This is a genomic window from Evansella clarkii (assembly GCF_002019695.1).
GTDB lineage: Bacteria > Bacillota > Bacilli > Bacillales > Salisediminibacteriaceae > Evansella > Evansella clarkii.
Map to the genome: position 1 here is coordinate 845,020 of NZ_KV917376.1, position 19,095 is coordinate 864,114.

21 protein-coding genes are annotated in these 19,095 nt (G+C 43.1%); 7 read left to right on the plus strand and 14 right to left on the minus strand.

The window, feature by feature from the left end; all coding sequences use genetic code 11:
• The first annotated feature begins 178 nt into the window (after positions 1-178).
• Positions 179-1,573 carry a hypothetical protein gene (locus tag BK582_RS03895; RefSeq protein ID WP_078593076.1) on the plus strand — a complete coding sequence of 465 codons (1,395 nt, stop codon included), beginning with the start codon at positions 179-181 and terminating at the stop codon, positions 1,571-1,573.
• 148 nt (positions 1,574-1,721) lie between these two features.
• Here the strand turns inward: BK582_RS03895 and BK582_RS03900 are convergent, their stop codons facing one another.
• The 3 genes from BK582_RS03900 to BK582_RS03910 form a co-directional block, all read right to left on the minus strand.
• Positions 1,722-2,234: an ankyrin repeat domain-containing protein gene (locus BK582_RS03900; protein WP_078593077.1), complete on the minus strand. Its 513-nt coding sequence runs from the start codon at positions 2,232-2,234 to the stop codon at positions 1,722-1,724.
• A gap of 162 nt (positions 2,235-2,396) precedes the next feature.
• A complete protein-coding gene (gene msrB, locus BK582_RS03905) occupies positions 2,397-3,353 on the minus strand; it encodes a peptide-methionine (R)-S-oxide reductase MsrB (protein ID WP_078593078.1) in 957 nt (318 codons plus the stop codon).
• A gap of 263 nt (positions 3,354-3,616) precedes the next feature.
• Positions 3,617-3,853, minus strand: a complete 237-nt coding sequence (locus BK582_RS03910) for a heavy-metal-associated domain-containing protein (protein ID WP_078593079.1) — start codon at positions 3,851-3,853, stop codon at positions 3,617-3,619.
• 301 nt (positions 3,854-4,154) lie between these two features.
• Here BK582_RS03910 and BK582_RS03915 point away from each other — a divergent pair, with 301 nt between their 5' ends.
• The 3 genes from BK582_RS03915 (at position 4,155) to BK582_RS03925 (ending at position 5,740) form a co-directional block, all read left to right on the plus strand.
• Entirely contained in the window at positions 4,155-4,448 is a 294-nt protein-coding gene (locus BK582_RS03915) for a hypothetical protein (RefSeq protein WP_078593080.1), read from the plus strand.
• A 181-nt stretch (positions 4,449-4,629) separates the two neighbouring features.
• Positions 4,630-5,088 (plus strand): DinB family protein, encoded by a 459-nt coding sequence (locus BK582_RS03920; protein ID WP_078593081.1) that lies wholly within the window; start codon positions 4,630-4,632, stop codon positions 5,086-5,088.
• Positions 5,089-5,224: 136 nt separating this feature from the next.
• A complete protein-coding gene (locus BK582_RS03925) occupies positions 5,225-5,740 on the plus strand; it encodes a DUF3916 domain-containing protein (protein ID WP_078593082.1) in 516 nt (171 codons plus the stop codon).
• 813 nt (positions 5,741-6,553) lie between these two features.
• Here the strand turns inward: BK582_RS03925 and BK582_RS03930 are convergent.
• From BK582_RS03930 to BK582_RS03950, 5 genes are all read right to left on the minus strand, one after another.
• Positions 6,554-6,694, minus strand: a complete 141-nt coding sequence (locus BK582_RS03930) for a YfhE family protein (protein ID WP_078593083.1) — start codon at positions 6,692-6,694, stop codon at positions 6,554-6,556.
• A 110-nt stretch (positions 6,695-6,804) separates the two neighbouring features.
• Positions 6,805-7,884 (minus strand): LolA family protein, encoded by a 1,080-nt coding sequence (locus BK582_RS03935; protein ID WP_078593084.1) that lies wholly within the window; start codon positions 7,882-7,884, stop codon positions 6,805-6,807.
• 1 nt (position 7,885) lies between these two features.
• Positions 7,886-9,346, minus strand: coding sequence for a HAMP domain-containing sensor histidine kinase (locus tag BK582_RS03940; protein WP_078593085.1), 1,461 nt, complete (start codon positions 9,344-9,346; stop codon positions 7,886-7,888).
• On the minus strand, positions 9,343-10,056 hold the full coding sequence (locus tag BK582_RS03945; protein WP_078593086.1) for a response regulator transcription factor: 714 nt from the start codon (positions 10,054-10,056) through the stop codon (positions 9,343-9,345). Before BK582_RS03945 ends, BK582_RS03940 begins: the two co-directional genes overlap by 4 nt.
• A 210-nt stretch (positions 10,057-10,266) precedes the next feature.
• A complete protein-coding gene (locus BK582_RS03950) occupies positions 10,267-10,908 on the minus strand; it encodes a S1C family serine protease (protein WP_078593087.1) in 642 nt (213 codons plus the stop codon).
• 397 nt (positions 10,909-11,305) lie between these two features.
• On the opposite strand from BK582_RS03950, the gene BK582_RS03955 reads away from it, so the two are divergent.
• Together BK582_RS03955 and BK582_RS03960 are read left to right on the plus strand one after the other, a co-directional pair.
• A complete protein-coding gene (locus tag BK582_RS03955; RefSeq protein ID WP_078593088.1) occupies positions 11,306-12,091 on the plus strand; it encodes an alpha/beta fold hydrolase in 786 nt (261 codons plus the stop codon).
• A 646-nt stretch (positions 12,092-12,737) separates the two neighbouring features.
• The gene (locus tag BK582_RS03960; protein WP_078593089.1) at positions 12,738-12,914 is read left to right on the plus strand and encodes an aspartyl-phosphate phosphatase Spo0E family protein; all 177 of its coding nucleotides are present in this window, start codon (positions 12,738-12,740) and stop codon (positions 12,912-12,914) included.
• Between the two features lie 279 nt (positions 12,915-13,193).
• On the opposite strand, the gene BK582_RS03965 is transcribed toward BK582_RS03960, so the two are convergent.
• The 5 genes from BK582_RS03965 to BK582_RS03985 all read right to left on the minus strand — a co-directional run bounded on the left by BK582_RS03965 (position 13,194) and on the right by BK582_RS03985 (position 17,483).
• The gene (locus tag BK582_RS03965; protein WP_078593090.1) at positions 13,194-13,394 is read right to left on the minus strand and encodes a hypothetical protein; all 201 of its coding nucleotides are present in this window, start codon (positions 13,392-13,394) and stop codon (positions 13,194-13,196) included.
• A gap of 209 nt (positions 13,395-13,603) precedes the next feature.
• Entirely contained in the window at positions 13,604-14,686 is a 1,083-nt protein-coding gene (locus BK582_RS03970; protein ID WP_078593091.1) for an AI-2E family transporter, read from the minus strand.
• A gap of 150 nt (positions 14,687-14,836) precedes the next feature.
• The gene (locus BK582_RS03975) at positions 14,837-16,198 is read right to left on the minus strand and encodes a sensor histidine kinase (protein WP_078593092.1); all 1,362 of its coding nucleotides are present in this window, start codon (positions 16,196-16,198) and stop codon (positions 14,837-14,839) included.
• A 1-nt stretch (position 16,199) separates the two neighbouring features.
• A complete protein-coding gene (locus BK582_RS03980) occupies positions 16,200-16,868 on the minus strand; it encodes a response regulator transcription factor (RefSeq protein ID WP_078593093.1) in 669 nt (222 codons plus the stop codon).
• Positions 16,869-17,042: 174 nt separating this feature from the next.
• A complete protein-coding gene (locus BK582_RS03985) occupies positions 17,043-17,483 on the minus strand; it encodes a CBS domain-containing protein (protein WP_078593094.1) in 441 nt (146 codons plus the stop codon).
• 358 nt (positions 17,484-17,841) lie between these two features.
• Here BK582_RS03985 and BK582_RS03990 point away from each other — a divergent pair, with 358 nt between their 5' ends.
• Complete coding sequence (locus BK582_RS03990; RefSeq protein WP_078593095.1) at positions 17,842-18,552, plus strand: C40 family peptidase; 711 nt, start codon at positions 17,842-17,844, stop codon at positions 18,550-18,552.
• A gap of 296 nt (positions 18,553-18,848) precedes the next feature.
• Here BK582_RS03990 and BK582_RS03995 read toward each other — a convergent pair whose 3' ends face one another.
• The gene (locus BK582_RS03995; protein WP_134163617.1) at positions 18,849-18,977 is read right to left on the minus strand and encodes a YjcZ family sporulation protein; all 129 of its coding nucleotides are present in this window, start codon (positions 18,975-18,977) and stop codon (positions 18,849-18,851) included.
• Positions 18,978-19,095 lie beyond the last annotated feature (118 nt).

The window sequence follows — 19,095 nt, forward strand, 5'->3', positions numbered from 1 at the left end:
CTTTAATAATCACATTTTTTCAGGAGGTCTTATGAACTTTTCACCCACTTTCGCTAAAAAAGGTCCTCCTTAAAAATCCAAAAAGGTACTTTATACCTAGTTAAAAAGAGCAATAAGAACTATGACTTTTGTGAGACAATACTTTTGGAAATATTATCAATATTAAGGATGTGGAAATATGAGTTTGAAAAAAGCTGTTATAAGTATAGCGGTTCTCGCTGTACTGATAATTGGCGGGTTCCTGAGTTATTCAGCATTTGCTTCTCCGGAACTCAAGCTGGCTAAAGCTGTGAATGACATTATGGAAGAGGATGTCGTGCAGGTTAACACTGATTTTTCTATGACAATAGATTTTAGCGGATCACCTGAAGATCTCTATTTATCTCCGGATGAAGAAATCTATTTCGATATTTTGAGAGATTTACTGCAAAATATCGAGGGCAGTAATTCCGTAATAGTAGATTCAGAAGCTAAAGTTATTGAGATGATTGGTTCCTATGGAATTAGCGGAGATATTCAGGGAGAGAATATCAACTTACAGTTGCCGTTTGGTTTATACATAGATGAAGAAGCTGACGAACTGGCAATTGATTTAGACCCATATGCAGACTTTTTCCCTGAATTAGTAGATATTTTTGCATTTAATATTCTTCCTTATATTCCTGAAATAGAACAAGAGCTTCTTATTTTTACGAATGGTGAAGATACAGGAGAGTGGGTTTCAAGAGAAGTGAATACTTTGTTGGGCCCTGTACTGGAAAATACTTTAAGGGGTGCAAAATTCACAGACTCACTTGACCTGGAAGAAAGCATTTTTCCTGAAGATGGAGAAGAGGAATATTTAGCTCAATTCATGCTGGAGCATATTTTTGATTACCTGAATGAGCACGGCGGTGATTCTTTAGTTACTGAAAGAGACGACAGAATTTATTTGGAGCTTGATGAGGACTTGATGCTCCACTCTATCCTTCATTCTCTTCAGGAAGTTGAAGCTGACGAAGAAGCCAGAGAAGCTTTTGAAAAAGGAAGCGACGAATCTATTGAGTCGGTAATCAGCGATTTTGAAGAAATGATTGATGAGATCGAAAAGCTGTCTGTTTCCTTTGTTTCCGGGTTCAAAATTGAAAGTGGAAGAATAGTGGAATCTGATACAGAAGCCGTTATTTCCATTACAGAGGATGGCGTAACTGTAGACATGAGTGTAACTGCAGACAGCTCATATATATATGACAGAGCAGAATTCTCCTTCTACGGACATGACAGAGTCGTCTTTACGGAAAGCGACTTTGATGAGGTAGCATATGAACTGGAAATGCAGTTTGAGAGCCGTATGGGTGAGATTTTCCTTGAGATGGAGGAAGACTTTTACTTTGATGAAGATTATGACGACTCCGCTTACGATTATGACTATGATCTTACTGACGAAGACTTGGAATTCATCGCAATGATTGAAGCCCAGGAAGTCAGCCATGAAGATTTTGGTTTCACTCCTGAAGAAATGTATGAGCTGGTCCTTGAGCTTGAACTATCAGGGCTGGTGGAGCCAGGTACATCTGACTTGTACCTCGATTAATTCCGATCCGGCAGATTATTCTGCAAGAGCGGACTAATGGTTTTGAGGGGCCAAAAGGCTGCAGGCGAATTGCCTGCAGCCTTTTCTTATGCAGCCCGCTCCGCTCCCGACCCGGCAATTGGCTGTAAGCTTTTATGAACATCCTGCTTCAAGCCGAAGCGTCTGATACTCGCAGCAGCTCGGCAGCTTTTTCGTTCATCTGTTCCTCTGCCAGTTCCAGGGCAGTCTTTCCCCCTGCAGCTCTTCCGTTAACCTCTGCCCCGTGATCAATTAACAGCTTGATTAGTTCCGGATTATCCGCATGATAAGCGGCAGTATGAAGGGCGGTATGCCCGTTGCTGTCAAAAATCACAGTTTTAGCCCCATTGGATAAGAGCAGTTTAATAACATCCATATCCCTCTCGCCGGCAATTGCGGCATGTAATGCTGTATTTGAAGGTATGTATTCTATTTTAGAATGGGAAAGCGCGTTGATATCTGCCCCGAAATCCAGTAACACCTGTACAGCCTCTTTTCTGCCAAAGTGAGCTGCAAACCCTAATGGTGTCAATCCATCCTTGTTTTCTTCGTTTACAAGCTCCCCGTTTACCGAAAGTATTTTTTTCAGCCTCTCAGCATCCCCCGACTGTGCTGCCTGAAAAACTTCATTGATCAATCTCATCACTCCGTTCTGGTTTTATTACTAATTAATTCCAGATCGATCTGCGATTTCCTTTGAGAAAATTAATTTTTATCTATGAGGCTTGGCTGTCTTTGCTTTACGGTTAACAAGGCTAAAGCAGTAGGCATGCTGGCTTACATCAGGAACTACCCTCATAGGCTGCTAAAAAAACTTTTTATATTCCCCGTATCCTTCCTTTTCCAGCTTCTCTACAGGTATGAACCGAAGTGCTGCAGAGTTTATACAGTAACGGAGTCCACCTTCCTTTACCGGGCCATCCTGGAACAGATGTCCAAGATGAGAGTCAGCTTCCCGACTCCGCACCTCCGTTCTGACCATATCGTGGCTTACATCCATTTCTTCTTTAATACTGTTTTTATTTACCGGACTTGTAAAGCTTGGCCACCCGCAGCCAGCATCGTACTGATCTTTAGTGGAAAACAGCGGCTCTCCTGAAACAATATCAACATACAGTCCCTCTCTTTCGTTATCCCAGTACTCATTTTCATATGGCATTTCTGTTTTGTTAAGCTGAGTCACATTATACTGTGTGGTGGTCAGACGCTTTCTTAACTCCCTGTCTTTTTCGGTGTCCTTCCAGATTTCTTTAAGGGCTGCCTCCCGTTTGGATCGTTCAACAAGAAGCTTGTAGCGGAAAGGATGCTTTTTGTAAAAATACTGATGGAACTCACTTGCATAGGAGAAGTGTTCCAGCTGAAGTATTTCAACAGCTATAGAGGTTTGGAACCGGCCGCTGTTTTTCAGATCCCGCTTTGTTTTCCCGGCCTGGAGCTTCTGTTCTTCATTATGGTAAAACACTGCAGGTGCATAGCGTTGTCCCCTGTCGTTAAACTGTCCTCCACCATCAGTGGGATCGATCTGGTGCCAGAAAACATGCAGGAGATTATTATAGGAGGTAATGCCTGGATCATATTTTATCTGTACTGCTTCCCGGTAGTTGCCGTTATGGCGATCGTTATGTTCTCCCCCGTCTGCATCTGATGCCGGATAAGCATAACCCGAAATAACTTCTTTCGTTCCCTCCAACTCAATGAATGGCCGGACAAGATACAAGAATCGCCCTCCTGCAAAGGTCGCTGTTTTATAGTGATTGGTCATTTTGATTCCTCCTTTCTCAGTTAGTTTTTTCGCAGGTTGGCCTGCTGGTTTCGCAAGCAGAAGCTCTATTTTCGCTGATTGACACGCTGATTTCGCAGGTTGGATACTGGTTCGCTGGTTAGCGTGCTAATTTCGCAAATAGATCTTCTCTTTTCGCAGGTTGGCTCCTCCACTTCCATCCGGGCAGCTTATTTCCCACTTTTAATTGACTAAACTATCCCATCGCAAGTAAACAAGCATGAGCCCGGGCAGGCTCATGCTTGTTATGCGTTTATATCTCCGCCCTGGTTCGGTCCTTTAAGAGTGAAGCCTTCCTGCTTAATCTTATCAATAATTTCTTCCTGAGAAACCGTTTCTTCATTGTAAGTCAATTTAACCTCCCCGTCATCCGTATCGACGAGTGCTCTTTCAATGCCCTCAATATTCATCAAAACTGATTCCAGCTCCTGTATCGGCTGCTGCTCAGTAGCTTCGCTCACAATAAGTGTAGTTTCAACCATTTTGAATTCACCTTCCTCAGATTATATTTTTTTACACTCTATGTTTTTTCTATACCCTCCACGAGGAAGATTGACCCTAAACAATTTTCTATTCAGGCAAGAGCAATTATACCCATCCTCAAAAAAGTTCGGGGGTCTGGCCCTATGTGAAAGTTTACACAAAACAAAAACAAGGTAAATAATTTAGCAGAAGGTACCCTTTTTGGGGCCTCATTGACTGCAGATCCCCCTCGTTGACGAGGAGAAGTAATTTAACACTTTTAACTGATTTTTATCAACGAAGAAGGAAGGGTGAGGCGAGATGATAGAAGTAAATGTATATAACAGCGGAAGAAACGTGCTCAGTAAAGAGTATCCTGGCAAGTTCGTTCAGGAAGTTAAAGGCGTACTTGACGAAAAAAATGTAAGTTACGAGACTGATATTCCAAAGCAATATATTAAAGAATCGTCCGAGGAAAAGGGCAAAGAGCTAATAAGCATCGGAGTATACGCTGAAGAAGGAAAAGGACAAATCGACGACAACTACGTTGAAGGCTATTGCCTGGATTACAACGAAGAAGTATTAGAAGATCTGATGAGAAGATTAGACGTTTAATATAGTGATGAAACGGCATCCAGCTTTGAGGGTGCCGTTTATTTATGAATAAAAGAAGGTTCTCAACCTTATATGAGTACCCCCCTGGGTGGCAAAACTTAAATGTCAATTTTTTGACTCCCCTGCCGCGTTACGCTACATTGTAGGTAGATACATATCCTGAATTTAGGAGGAATGGAAAATGAGCAAAAGTGATAATTTTGTAAACTACTTTTTATCTCACCGGAACGTAACGGATGAGCTGGCAGCAAAAATCAGCAAAGAGGATTATGACTATAAACCAACAGAAACGTCGATGAGCGCGAAGACCCTTGTAACCCACATGCTTACAAGCTTTTATCAGTTCGCTTCCGCAGCTGCAAAGCAGGAGGCAAAGAAACTCCACGACGAAAATGAAGAAGTGGATTTACAGCAGTTGACGAAACTTTATACTGATGAAACGGTTAAAGTTATTCAGTCCATGTCCGATGAAGATTTTGATGCCATGGTGGACATGACGAAAATGCTGGGAGCCGAACTCCCTGCAGGACAGCTTCTCCGCATTGCCATGGACCATGAGATAAACCATAAAGGGAATTTATTTGTTTATGTACGTGAGCTCGGCCATACGGACTTGCCGATGTTCGTGAGCAGAGGTTAATATCAATAACGGGCTTTCCGGGTACGGAAGCCCGTTTTTATTTATACTAAAGAATACTGTTACCGGCGGACCACTGCCAGAAGGAGACGTCTGTTCTTTACAGGAGAATAAAGTTAATAATCAGGGGGATAACACGATGACAAAAAAGAAAATAAGAGGGCTGAGCCGCAAAACCGAAGCGATCACCCGCCGCCTTAAACAGGAAACGGAACATTTTCCAGCCGAGTTTTATAATGGCTTCTGGCACTTGCACCTTCCTGCAGACTACAATTTTATAACTTCAAAGAAGGTCCCCCGGAAAGTAAAGCGTCAATGCATCCAGACATTAATAGACAGAGCGGCACATTTAATCAGCTGCAAGCCTGATGGGCCGGAAAAATACTATGTGTTTGTCTCCGCAGATTTACCTGCTCTTTGGAATGCTCAAATCATCATCTTTGAAGGAGCCGCCAATTTTGAAGGATTCTTTACACGGGACAATGAGTATCAGAAGTGGATCCCTCTCCCGGAGAACAGAAACCTGAAGGAGGAATGGGCACTGGCCGTGCCGGAAAAAATGCAGGTTTCAGGATATAAAGAAATCCTCGCTGACGAAACAGGGGCTTCAAGTGAAGGTGAGATATGGTTCTTCGGCGAGTTAGGAGAAGAATAATCTCTTGCGGTCGAGCTTATTAAATAGCCTGCCTGTGCCGGGGATATTTTACTACCAATGAGCCTTTATAAATTTATTCTGCTGAAGGAATATTGCTTGCTTGTAGGGATTTGTTTAGGGGATTACCTTCAGAAGGGATTATTTTAAATTTTTCTGAGCGTTTTCTGGACAAACTTTCACCTTTAAAGGAAAATTTGTCCTGCAAATTCTTTTTGCTGGACATATTTCTCTTCCCGGGGCCAGATTTGTCCAGTAAATCTATTTTGCTGGACAAATCCAGCCTATTTTTCTGGAATTTGTCCAGGTATTCACCTTTAAAAGGAACTAAAGGAATTTTATGGAGCTTTTTTTGGACAAATCTTTGCCTTTAAGCGAATATTTGTCCTGCAAACCTTTTTTGCTGGACAAATTTCCCTTCCTAGAACCAGATTTGTCCAGTAAATCTATTTTGCCGGACAAATCCAGCCTATTATTCTGGAATTTGTCCAGGTATTCACCTTTAAAAGGAACTAAAGGAATTTTATGGAGCTTTTGCTGGACAAATTTCCCTTCCTAGAACCAGATTTGTCCAGTAAATCTATTTTGCCGGACAAATCCAGCCTATTATTCTGGAATTTGTCCAGGTATTCACCTTTAAAAGGAACTAAAGGAATTTTATGGAGCTTTTGCTGGACAAATCTCACTCGCCACAACCAAAACTGCCCTGAAATTTCTAAATGCAGGACAAGCAAACTAAACTATCATAGTCTGCACTAAGTCAAAAGCCAGCCCCCGGAACGACACGCTCCGGAGGCTGGCACCTTTACAAAAATATTAACGGCCGCTGCCTTTTTTTGCACTCTGGGCAGCACGGTCTGCCTTCTTAAAATCAGCACTGTAGTGAACTTCCTGTGCTGAACTTAGTCCATTGTGTTTTTCGTTCATGTGTTTATGCGGTGAATGTTTTCTGTCCATTTCAGATAACCCCCTTCAAATTGTAAGAGTTATCTTCTTCTTTCCCGACATTCCCAATCTATAAACTACAGTGGAACAGCAGGCTGCCGTGACCTCGGGCCTGTATTTTCTTACTGCTCTTCCGAACTAAGAATCATTTTCTCAGCCATTTCGAGTATTACTTCTTTTTCCAGTTCTGGGTTCTCTATTATTAACGAGTATCTCAGCTCCTCTTCATCCCAGATAAGGCCTCTGATTAATTCTTCATACCCTGCCTGATTGCCTCTCACCTGGAGTTCGCTGTCCTTATAATCCTTTTCGGCTCCTTCAGGGGAGGGGAAAACTGTTAAATTAAAGGCTGGCAGGCCATCCATCAGATAATCAATCGAAATTTCCTCCCGATCCACTATCCCTGACATTGAGTATATTTCTATATTTGCGATTTCCGCTTTTTCATCAGAGAATAAATAAAATGATTTGCCTAATGCTTTCTCGGCCTCATCTACCGTGCCTGACGTGCCGGAGGAAGTGACATCATCAAGAGAGGTGACCTCAATTTCTTCGGGAAGGGTTAATACAAATGTTCCGTCATCGAAATCAGGAGTGAAATCAATATCCGTATAAACCACTTCACTCATGAATTCCCCAGCAGCAGACTTTGTTTTTACCATGAACCATGTTTTCTGGTCTACCCAGAACTCTATATCTCCAAGAAGAGAGCTCTCTGAGTCCGCCTTCATTTTCAGGTGATACGTCTGCATCCCGTTAATCTCTTCTTCCCCTATGACCTGGTACGTATGGGTATCCTTCATGGACTCCAGCATATTTGTAACCTGCTCCCGTGGGGCCATCATGCCGGGAAGCTCCATATTTTCAATATTGATCGTATGGGCAGTTCCCCCCGCTTCCTCATAGATTAGTATTTGTTTTCCATCGTTTATGGAGATAGTCTTTTCCTTTGTGTCCATATCCATTAAGATAGTTTTCCTTTTGCCATCTTCAGCAGCATATTCCTGGAAGTACGACCTTTCTGAGGTATCCTCCCCGCTGTAAAAAATCATCTCGCCTTCCCCGTAATAAGCATTAATCTCTTTATCTGATTCTAAAACATTGGTTACAATATCATCTGCAGATGCCGCCATTTCCCCAGCACACCCCGTTCCTGTTAATAATAAAAACAATGAAACTGCTAATAAATATATTTTTTTCATCCTATTCCTTCCTTTCCTCAAGACGGCAGGCAGCAAGAGTTCCATAGCCTTTTTTTGACCATATGCGTATTTTCCCGCCATGTAGCTCCATGATCATCTTAGAAATATTAAGGCCGAGTCCCGAGCTTCCACCTTTTCCCCTCGTATCTTCACCCTGGACAAATGGCTCAAAAATGCGTTCCAGCCATGCCTCCGGGACTGCTTCTCCTTCATTCTGAAAGATAAATACTGTCCCGTTGCGCCGCCATAATTCCAGTTCTTCTTTTATCCTAGGGAAAATCCACTCTGGCAATGGCTGATTTTCAGAAGCTGCGCCGATCCACAGCATACGCCCGGCATCTGTATGCCTCAGGGCGTTCCCTGCAAGGTTGTCAGCCACCCTGATCATCTGCTTCACATCAACCGAATATGTTCCTGATACTGCCTGCTCCACTGTTAAGCCAATTCCTTTTGCTGATGCCGCTTCCTCGTAGCCGGACAACAGCATGTCAAAAAACTCTTCCCCGTCCACCTGCACGAACTCCATATTGAGTCTCGCGGAGCTCAGGGCATTATACATTACCAGATCATCGAGCATCTGCTTCATATAGTGCAATTTTTCGAATAAAACAGCTTTGTATTCCCGGCGCTCTTCCAGGGAGAGTTTCCCTCCGTTAAGTGCCTCGGTATATGCCTGAATGACGGTAAGGGGTGTTTTCAGGTCATGTGATAAAGAAGCTACAATAAACTCCTTCTCCTGCTGCTGTTTCAGTAATTCTTTCCTTGCACTGTCAATCTGAAGCCGCATCTCATCGAAGTGGCCCATCAGCTCGCCGATTTCGTCACCGGATCTCTTCGTCTCCGTTTCCACTGGATGCCCCTGAGCAAAAGCATCCATTTTCAAACGAAGTTTTTCCAGCGGCCGGTTCAGCTTTCGGTGAAGAAGGATGATAACAACCACGTAAATAACTAAAAATATCCCGCTGAAGATGATAAATAAAGTAGATGTTCTCTCATTAACTCCCTGCAGCCACTCTTCACGGCCTTTCACGATTTCATAAATGCCAACCACTGACCCATCCTGGAAAACTGGTTTCTTTAAGGAATATGTCCGGTGATTCATCTGTATCTCGTTCAGCCCCTGATACAGCTGATCAGGTTCCGCTGAGTAAAAATAACTCTGTTCCGGTGTTTCCAATGAAGAATAGAGTTTTAATCCATCGTGCCTGTACAAAGTAACCCGGAGCGATTCGTCTGTAAGCTGATTTACCGGTTCATAGTCTGCACGAGGATTCGTCTGATAAAGAGATGCTTCTGCTAACTGCGGGGCAAGCTGTGAAAACAGCTGTGATACCTCCACATATTCCATAAAGCTTTGTTTCTGATCGTAATTGGTCAGGCTGACGTAGATGCCGTAAAGGGCAGCAATAGGAAGAACCATTACGAGAAAGTAGCTGATCATAAGCCAGGAACGGATCTTCATGTCGTTTCCTCGCCAATAAACCGGTACCCTGCTCCCCATACTGTCTGAATAAACTTCGGCGACTTGCTCACGTCCTTCAGTTTGGAACGGAGACCTTTAACATGCACAGTAACTGTATTATTACCGTCCACATCCTCCAGCTGCCAGATATGCTCGTACAGCTCTGGCTTAGAAAAGGTCCGGAAAGGGTTTTTAGCCAGCAAAAACAATAGTTCAAGTTCCTTAGCCGTCAGAAGAACCTGATCGCCTTCCAGCTGCACAAGCCTGTTAGTAAAATCGATTGTAAGGCCATGCAGGTAGGTCGTTTTCCGGCCTCCTTCTCCTCCATTTTCATAGCGCCTGTACCTTCTTAAGTGAGAGTGAACTCTTGCAGTAAGCTCCTCCAGGCTGAATGGCTTTGTTATATAATCGTCAGCCCCGGAATCCAGACCAAGCACTTTATTTTCGTCTTCATGTTTGGCACTGATAATGAGAAGAGGAACATCGCTTTCCAGCCGGATCATCCTGGAAAGGCTGAATCCATCCATTTCCGGCATCATAAGATCAACTAGTACCAGGTCAAACGGCGTCCGCTTAAATTCTTCCCAGCCTTCCTTTCCGGTTGACGCCCAGACAGTATGGAAACCTGCTTTACGGAGATGATCAGCAACGATGCGGGCAATTTCCAGGTCATCTTCCACAATGAGAATATTTTGCTGTGGCAAATTCATCTTTAATACCTTCTTTCTGTCTTCATTATAGCTCCGCCATGTATGTATTTTTTTAATCTTTATATTTGCTTAATAATTACAGATCCCCGCCGGAAAAAGAAAATTCCGAAAACTCCACGAAGGCAACCAGAGTTTATTCTGGTTACCTACGTTATTTTCCAGGGGATTGATTATATGAAAAGTAAAAATCTGATGAGCCAGCAGTGTTATTTACTGGCCTTCTACGTATTCTGCAAAATACTCTGTCGGAACTGCAAGCCCGACCCGTTGTCTCGATCCGCCGTGTTCTATCCTCGTAGTAGCATAAACAACCGCCACTACCTCACCTTCATGATTTATGACTGGACTGCCGCTGTTCCCCTTGTAAATGGGAGCGTCAAGCATCAGCATTGGAGCTCCCTGGCCATGGTCTGGCCGGAGCCCGATTACTTCCCCTTTATTAGCTATATAATTAAAGAACAGCGGGTTACCAATAATATAAACCGGCATATCCGGCTCCCATGTATCAGTAAATTCCAGGGCTGGCCGTTCGGTATCCTCTGGATTTATCCGGAGTACTGAAATATCAATGTCAGGATCGCTTGAAACAACCTCCGCAAGATGGCTTTCTCCGCCGTCAAAAACAACGAGAATTTCAGGCGCATCTTCTATTACATGATGATTTGTCATAATGTAGCCGTCCTCCGAGAAATAAAAGCCTGTCCCTTTGCTGTCTCCTGCTCTTACGACCACAACTGACTCTTTATATAACTGGACGTCTTCATTTTGCGAAAGCTCTCTCGATACGGCTAAAAATTCAACCGTATCAAAATTAAACAGCTGGGGCCACATGCTTAACACACTGCTCAGCATTGCAACTGCTACAATGGAGGCAATCGTCGCCTTTATCCACTTTCTTTGTTTTTTCGGCTTGAGTTCTTCTTCTGCTTCGTCTTCAGGGGGGTTAAAAAATTCCTCTTTTGTATAATATCTTTCCCCGTCAAAAAACAGCTCTTCTTCCTGCCTCTCCGGCTTATCCTGCTTGTCCTCATTTTTCTCATCTTTATTATAATCAGTAATCGTGTTCCCCTCCTGACTGCCCTTCCTGCTGCTATAATTTTACCATGCGCCGCTTCATTAGTTACAGTCTTTAATCGAACTTCCCATTCTAAATAAACGTTTGTTTAAATTTTATAAAAAAGCGATTGCCTTTATGGCCTCTCTCAGTTACCCTTGGCTTAAATGGTGCAGGTAAGGGGGCGAGTAGTGTATGGCTTATGTTAAAGTCAACGGGGTAAAGCTTTTTGTGAGAACATACGGTGACGGTGCTGGAGAACCTGTTGTTGTCCTGCATGGCCTTCATTCCTCCCATGCCTCGATGCTTCCTGTCATCAACGGACTAAAGAAAAAGTATAAAGTCATCGCTTATGATTGCCGGGGTCACGGCCGGAGTGAAAAACCCGTAAACTACAGCCTGAAGGATCATTCAGAAGATTTGAAGTCGATTATCGGCCATTATGGGCTGGAGAAAGTTAATGTAATAGGGTTCTCGATGGGAAGCTACATTGTCCAGCAGACAGCAATCCTGTCTCCAGACCTGTTTAAAAAGATTATCTTAATTGCCCCTAAGTCCCGTGGAGCAGGATCGTCTGTAGAAGAACTTCTTAAGGGACAGGGGATAAGTCTAAGTGAGTTGTCGGAATTAAAGCTTGGGCGGTTACTTTCCAGACAGTTGTTCTCTCCGGGGACTTCCTTCCTGAAAAAAATAAAGCCTATGCTTTTAAAAAGGTTTTCCCCTGGCCTCACTTCTGTTCAAAGAATGACAGCAAGTCATGCATTAAAGGGATTTGATTTCACAGTGGATTTAAAAGAGCTGCCAGCCCCGACACTCATACTCTCCGGAAAAGAAGATAAAATCAATCCCCCTGAGCTGGGACAGGAAACAGCTTCTCATATTCCCAGCTGCGAGTTCCTCCTTTTTGAAAAATCCGGCCACATGATTCATTTTGAAGAGGAAAAAAAGTGTATTCAGGCTATTAATAAGTTTTTAAGTTGATAAGGTAATTGCAGGTTGAAGTGGCAGGACCTTAGATTGCTCAATTGGTTCTCTCGCGTTACCGCTTCGGGCGAATTTTTACTCGAGCGGGTATGCGAGGCGTTCTCGCGTTACCACTTGAGGACAATTTTTACTCGAGCGGGCATGCGAGACGCTCTCGCGTTACCGCTTGAGACCAACTTTCCCTCGAGCGGGCATGCGAGATGCTCTCACGTTACCACTTCCGGCTAATTTCCCCTCGAGCGGGCATGCGAGACGCTCTTGCGTTACCGCTTCCGGCTAATTTTCCCTCGAGGCAAGACACCTTCGCGTTACCACTTCCGGCTAATTTTCCTTCGTGCCGGTATGCAAGACACCCTCGCGTTACCACTTCCGGCTAATTTTCCTTCGTGCCGGTATGCGAGACACCCTCGCGTTACCGAACTCTTCTATTTTTTATCAGTTAAGCCCACACCAAAAGTACGTCATATTACGCTTCCCGGCTGACTCAGGAATTTCGGTCTGCCTGATTCACTAGGACTTTTTACTAAATTTTTACCTTAGACAAATTTCTACAATAACTTTCCTGGCAATATTATATGCTGATAATTATGGTACTCTCTTATTAATTTAACAAATCAAAGTATAAATAAAGGCGGAGACTAATATGGTAACTATATTAAAAAAATACACGCTGTTAACTCAAATTAAGATCAAACAAAGGAAAATGTATGTTAACGCAAAGAAACTCAGCTTTACAGATCCTAGGGTTGTAGATTGCAGCCAGCAATTGGACAAGCTCCTGAATGAGTATCAGTCCAAATATAAAAACAACTTATATTAGGAAAACTTTCTGCTAATTAGCTTTCCTTCCATTTAACCGGGCTTTTCAGACAGATGGTTTCTTAATAGTTCTTTTTCATTCTGTCCGTGTAAATATAAAGTCCAGGTTCCTCCTGACCTCAAGTTATCGCTTCTTTTGTGTGGACATGCGGATAGAATTCGTATACCTGCATACAAAAAGCCTGTCCCAGGCGAGACAAGCTTCCTCCGGCACCTGCTCTGAGAGCTTCCGGAAATAACTCTATGCTGTTAACAATCTGAAGTTTCTTTCTGCTCTTTTTTACGGCCAGTCAGTTTGTTCAGAGCTGAACTTGTTTCTTTTACAAAGCTCAGCATGAACACCCTGTCCCTGCAGCTTACTGATAATTTGTTGTACAGACTTTTTCTGGTATCCTCTTTCCTGTCCGGAAGAGCTTATCATGTTGGAAACTGCCGGTTTCTCGGCGGAAGGAGCATATTTGTGAAAGTCGGTGACATCCATTAGCAACACACCTCTTTACTTTTGCCAGGAACAGGCGGCTGTTTCTTTCTTCCTGCGTTGGAGAAGAAGCAGCTCACCTGCTAAGCCCTGGCTTTTTTTAGGCTTGCCCTTATCTTCTTTTATTATAAATCATTTATATGAACTAATTATGAACTCAAAAACATTTACAGATTTTTTTACAATTTGGCTCTGTTCACTTTATTTTGGTTTTACGCTTCCCGCTGCCGCAGCTTCCATATCCTGTATAAATGGGAGACGATTACCTTCCCTACTGCATAAGCAGGTACAGCAAGGATCATACCTACAATTCCGGCAAACCGCCCTGCAACAAGTACCAGGAACAGTACAGTTACCGGATGCATTTTCATCTGCTTACCCATTACCTGGGGCTGAATCAGTATGCTTTCAAGCTGCTGAACGATGACAATGACGATGATAACGAGCAGTGCCATAAATGGAGAATGAAGCAGTCCTACTATGACGGCCGGCACAGCTCCGATCCATGGCCCGAGATATGGTATGACGTTAGTTACCATGGCAATCAGCGCAAGGATCAAGGCGTAGTCAAGTCCGATAATGGTGAAAGAAATATAACATAATACCCCGATAAAAGAGCAGACAATTAAAACTCCTTTTATATAAGAGCTAAGTTTCTCATCAAGGGCATGCATAATTTTCCTGACTTCATCCTGCTGGTTACGATTAAAAAACTGGACGATTCTTTCAGGAAACTTTTCTCCTTCTTTAAGCATATAGAAAAGGATAAACGGTACGATAAAAAACAATAGCAGAAAATTAACAACTGCTCCGAGAAAACTTACTACGTTGGTAGTGACTCCCCTGACAAAGCTGTTTACCATACTTCCCAGCTGTTCAAGCTGATCTTCCAGGATGAAATTTTCCGTCAGGTCAAGCTGATGGATAAGTTCACTTTGCTGAATCTGAGCCAGTAAAATCTGGATTTCTGTAATGACCATTGGCAGGTTATCCATCAAACTGAGAAACTGATCTCTGACTTCCGGAACAATCAGAGAGAAAACACTAACGAGCAGACCCGTAAATCCCAGGTAGATGATAATAATTGAAAGTGTGCGGGGAATTTTTCTGTCCAGCAGCCGCACAACAGGCCGAAATAAATAAAACAGCACCCCTGCAAGGAGCACAGGAACAAATAGAGTCTGTACCAGAATTAAAACAGGCTGAAACAGCCAGTCAATAAGCGTGCCGAGATATATGATCAGAAATAATATAATAACTCCAATCCCTGTCTGAAATAACTTATTATGAAACATTTGATAGCTCCTTAAACCCCGCATTATGTAATCGAAGACGAAAAAGCCTTCAGTGAAGGCTTTTTCCTATAAATACTCACTACTATCTATATTAATCTTTTTAGCCAACTTTATCATTATTAATCTGCAATTAAATAAAATTTTACTACCTTATTTTTCCCCTGTTGTATTAAAACTTCTGTACAAGGTAACCGTGAAGACTGATCCTTCTCCTTCTTTGCTGTCTACGTCAATGAAGGCATTATGGAGCTCCAGTATTTTTTTGACAATCGACAACCCAAGGCCGGTCCCTTCTGTGGAGCTGCTTCTGGCCTTATCCACTTTGTAAAACCTTTCGAATAAATAAGGGATCGCTTTTTCTGGTATTCCTTTACCGGTGTCGGACACACTAACCTTGACCATTTCGCCTTCCTTTTGCATAACAACCCGGATCTCTCCACCATCCTCTGAATATTTAACAGCATTGCTTATCAGATTCAGCCATACTTGTTTGAGGAGATCCTCATCCCCTGATGCCAGTATCGGCTCCAGTTCCAGATGAATTCTTAAGCTTTTATCTTTCCATTGCGGCTCTGTAGCAAGCACCACTCTTCTGATTTGTTCATCAAGCCTGAAGCTGACCAGGTTAAATGGATAATGCTCTGATTCAAGTGACGCCAGCTGCAGCAGACTTTCGCTTACTCTTGAGAGCCTTTCTGTCTCCTGATATATAATATCTAAATATTCTTTCTGGCTCTCCAGCGGCACAACTTCGTCCCGGATCGCTTTCGTAAATCCTCTGATCGAAGTCAGGGGCGATTGGATTTCATGGGAAACGCTGCTGACAAAATCTTCTCTCATTTGATCTGTTTTCTCTACTTCAGATGCCATATGGTTAAAACTTCTGATCAGTTCCCCAACTTCACTTTTATCGTTCTTGCTCTTGATCCGGGTGGAAAAGTTCCCTTTTGCTATTTCTTTTGCAGCTCCCGTTAATTTCCGTATAGGATCTACTATATACCTGGAAGCGAGAACGATAAGCAGGCTCCCGGTAATCAAAACAAGAAGCAGTGCAATAAGAATAACTTTTCTGACAGCCTGTTCTTCTTCCTCGTAATCAACATGGACATACAGTGTATAGTTTTCCCCGTTTATTTCAATTGGCATGCCGCCCACTCTTGTGTATGCATCCTGATAAACAAACGGAGTACCCGGTCCTGATCTGTGTATACCAGCTGCTGCCCCTTCATTAATCACCCCAGGGTTATCGGTTGCATAAACGAGACCATCTTCCCCTTCAATAAAAACATTGAAATGAAATTCTTGAAGCCTTTCAATAAGCCCGGGTATTTGGTCAGCTTCCGCCGACTCAATAAGCCCCGCTACTCCTGTAGTGATATCAATAATCTCTTCCTCGAACCCCGTATCTTCCGGAAAAAACAATGAAGTAATTACAAACGAGACAAATAAGCTAATTAACACAATACTGATAAAGATACCAACAATTCGCAGGTAAATGCTTCTTTTGAGCACTTTACATTTCCTCCAGACGGTAACCAAGACCTCTGACTGTAGTGATTATTATATTTTTAAAGGGGAAAATCTGCTCTCTTAAACGTTTAATATGAACATCAACTGTCCGTTCATCCCCTTCATAATCATAACCCCAGATTTTCTCAATGAGCTGAGCCCTTGTAAAAACTTTACCCGGCGACCCTGCAAGAGTAAATAACAGTTCGCATTCCTTCCGTTTCAGATGAACGGAAGCATCCTCAGATTCCGCTGTCAGCCTGTCTAAATCAACAGTAACTGAACCAGCAGTTACTTTATTTTCTGATCCTGGGTGATAGCGTTTCAGCAGGGCCTTTACCCTTAGCGTTAGCTCTACCGGGTCGAAAGGTTTTACTAAATAATCATCTGTTCCAGCATGAAAGCCCTTTACCTTATCCTGGGATTCTCCTTTAGCAGTCACCATCAGTATTGGAATATCCATAAATGAGCGAATGTCTTCTGTGAGCTCTAGCCCATCCAGATTGGGCATCATCACATCTACAATCGCCAGATCAATTTTTTCCTTTGTTAACAGGTCCAGAGCCGCCTGGCCATCAGCCGCTTCCAGTACAGAATAACCGCTGTTCTCCAGATAAAGGCGGATGAGTTTTCTAATATGGGCGTCATCATCGGCAACAAGTATAGTATTCATCTTTTTCAGCCTTTCTTCATATCATTCGTCACCGTTAGCATAGCATTCTTTTATGAACTATGTATGAAATTCCGCTAACTAAAATAAAAAACGTATTCCTGATTACAGGAATACGCTGTCAGTCAGCAGCTTTTTTGGGGATATACAGGATGTGTGTAATCCCTGGCAAGCTGCTTAATACAAGTCCCGGCCATCGGCATTAGGGACAGAGATATTTGATAAAGCCTCTTCCGCCTCATCCTGGTAAATATTCTGTCTGGCAAGGTCACCTATTGCCAGCATTCCCACAAGCTGTCCATTTTCCACGACAGGGAGCCTGCGGATCTGATTTTCTCCCATGATCCTGGCGGCTTCATGGATATCCATATTTGCGTCAGCTACTTTTAATCCCTCACTCATACACTGGGAAACAGGTGAATGAGCAGCAAGACCTCTGGCAGTCGCTCGAAGAGTAATATCCCTGTCCGTTAAGATCCCTCTAACCTGTCCATTTTCCACAACCGGTATTGCGCCAATATCATTCTGGTCCATTAGAGCTGCTGCTTCCTGAATGGATTGCTGCGGAGAAACGGAAACCACATTGGTGCTCATTAAATCTCTGATCATTTGGCTCATTTTATCGCTCCTTTCGCTGTTATCTTTTGCAAAATGGTGAAATTAATGCGAAAGAAAACCCATGAATGATGAGCAATGAAAGATCTTGAATTTTTTTAGTTATTGTCGAAACCAGAGGACTTTCGAACGCCTGCACAGGTAATAATTTCCATAAAAACCAACTTATATTACGATCAAGTAACAGGGAGTTTTTAGTTAAATAACATTCGCAGAAAAGGGTTTATTTTTATACCCTGCTGCATGTAGTATTAAACCTGCGAGCGGGACAAGCCGCCGAAACAGCAGTAAAAAAACTTCATAAAAAACTTAACAGACTTTATATATATAATTTTTTAGAGAAAGTGGGAGAGGAAAGTAAATGAAAAAGTTCATCATGAGTATAGCATTGGCAGGAGCATTTTTCGCGGTACCGGCAATTTCAGAAGCATCAATGAATATCGGTGACAGAGGAGATGACGTTAGACAGCTTCAGTCGGAATTAAACAGCAACGGTAAGAGCATCGCAGTAGACGGAATTTTTGGGCCGGAAACGCTTGGAGCAGTAAAAGCATATCAGCTGAGAAACGGCATCTCCAGCCCGGCAGGCAACTTCTATGGAACAGCTGGCCCGGCAACAACTAGTTCACTGGGATTGTCAGGATCTAACAGCGGAACTCAGACAGCAACAAGAACTACAAGCACAGCAAGCAGCACTGCTTCTTCATCTGCAACAAGCAGCAGCGCAAGCGGAGTTATTTCCACAGCAAGAAGCTTAATCGGAAGCTCCTATGTATGGGGAGGAACTACGCCACGAGGATTTGACTGCAGCGGATTCATTCAGTATTCATTCGCTCAGAACGGTAAGAGCCTTCCGCGTACTGTAGCGCAAATGTGGAGCGCAGGTACTTCTGTATCTAACCCACAGGCTGGAGACCTTGTATTCTTTGAAACTCGCACAGGTCCTTCACACGCTGGTATCTACCTTGGAAACAACCAGTTCATCCACGCTGGATCTTCAACTGGCGTAACAATCTCAGACATGAACTCTTCCTACTGGGGACCACGTTACCTTGGTGCGAAAAGGTTCTAATAAATTTTAATATACAGCTGCAGAGGGTGTCCCAAAAGCAACTAGCTTTTGGTGACACCCTCTTACTTTATAGCGAATTAATTGAAGTAAATATAATAAGTTCGCTCGAATCGCTCTCGGCTGAAGCGTTCCCCGGGCAACGCTTCAGCCGTTGCTTTTCCCGCGGGAGTCGCCGCCTGCCACTCTTTCGAGCTATTTTAATAAAATTGAACCAGAAACCAGCCTTGACTTGATCTAATGGAAAGAGCGCCCAAAAAGGCGCCCTTCAGATCAAACTTCATCTCGAAAACAGGAAATTAATATCCGTAACCGCTCCAGGCAACAGCTCCAATAATAACGAGCAGGATAAACACTACTAAAATAAACGCGAAGCCCGCGCCTGCACGAGGTGCTGCCCCTGTATCTTTGCATACATCGTGACTCATAAACACACCCTCCTCCCTGTAACAGGTCATTTTCATGTTATGCGGCAAGGTTTTCAAATGACTGGTTAATTAGCCTGTATGTGTTAAATTAATTGCCCCCGCTTTTTTATCTGAGTCA